Source organism: Streptomyces sp. NPDC005266 (genome assembly GCF_040607655.1).
In the GTDB taxonomy this organism is placed as follows: Bacteria; Actinomycetota; Actinomycetes; order Streptomycetales; family Streptomycetaceae; genus Streptomyces.
In genome coordinates this window covers 1-1,001 of the sequence record NZ_JBEXHC010000070.1, presented here as the reverse complement: position 1 = coordinate 1,001, position 1,001 = coordinate 1, and the positions used below count along the sequence as shown (strand labels likewise).

Below are 1,001 nucleotides of genomic sequence, written 5' to 3'. Positions count from 1 at the left end.
TCCTATAGATCGTCAAGCAGTCTGTAGGAGTTCTGCCTGTGAGGTGTTCGTGCTGGTCAGGTGCTTGTAGACCTCGCGCGCGATGAAGCGTTTGAGGCAGCGGAAGATGTCCTTCTTTGACATGCCTTCGGCTGTGCGGCGTGCGACGTAGAGCCGTGTGCGAGCGTCGTAGCGCATGCGCACGAGGGCGATCGTGTGGAGGGCATGGTTGGCCTGGCGGTCGCCGCCGCGGTTGAGGCGGTGGCGGTTGGTCCGGCCGGAGCTTGCGGAGATTGGGGCTGCCCCGCAGAGGTGAGCGAAGGCGGCTTCGGATTTCAGACGGTCGGGGTTGTCGCCGGCGGTGATCAGGAGCTGGGCGGCCGTCTCGGTGCCGACACCGATCAGTGCCAATAGCCCCGGCGCCGCCTGCGCGACCAGGGGTTGGAGTTCCGCGTCAGCCTCGGCTATCTCCTCGGTGAGGTTTTGGTGGCGGCGAGCCAGTCGCCGCAGGGCGGTTTTGACCGCACAGCTCGGGTCGGCGAGATCGGTGCCGGGGCGGGAGCGGGCGAGCTGCGAGATCAGCTGGTAAGTGGGCAGGCCACGTAGGCGTTCACGTACCTCGGCAGGGGCCGAGACGATGAGCGTACGGATCTGGTTGATCGTCTGGGTGCGGGCCTTGATGGCCGAACGCCGGACGACCCGCAGGGATCGGATGGCCTCCACGATGCCGTCGCGGGTTTTCGGCCGGCCGTTGGCGCGGCCGGACAGGACGGCGGTCGCGGCCGCGTAGGCATCGACGGGGTCGGACTTGCCGTTGGCCCGCCGGGCCTTGCGGTCGGGGCGGTCAACGTCGACGACGGTGACCTCGTTCGCCAAGAGGAAGCGGGCGAGTTCGGAGCCGTAGGCGCCAGTGCCTTCGACCCCGACGGCGAGCACATCACCGTGCGAGCGCATCCACTCCAACAGGCGCCGGTAGCCATCGGGACTCGTGGGGAACGGTGCGGTGGCAAGGTGCCGGCCGA

General features: G+C 68.1%; 1 protein-coding gene. It reads right to left on the bottom strand.

The features are described from left to right. Positions 1 to 12 precede the first annotated feature (12 nt). Positions 13 to 1,001, bottom strand: a 989-nt coding sequence (locus ABZU99_RS34905; protein WP_356050522.1) for an IS110 family transposase, incomplete at its 5' end; no start/stop codon positions are given.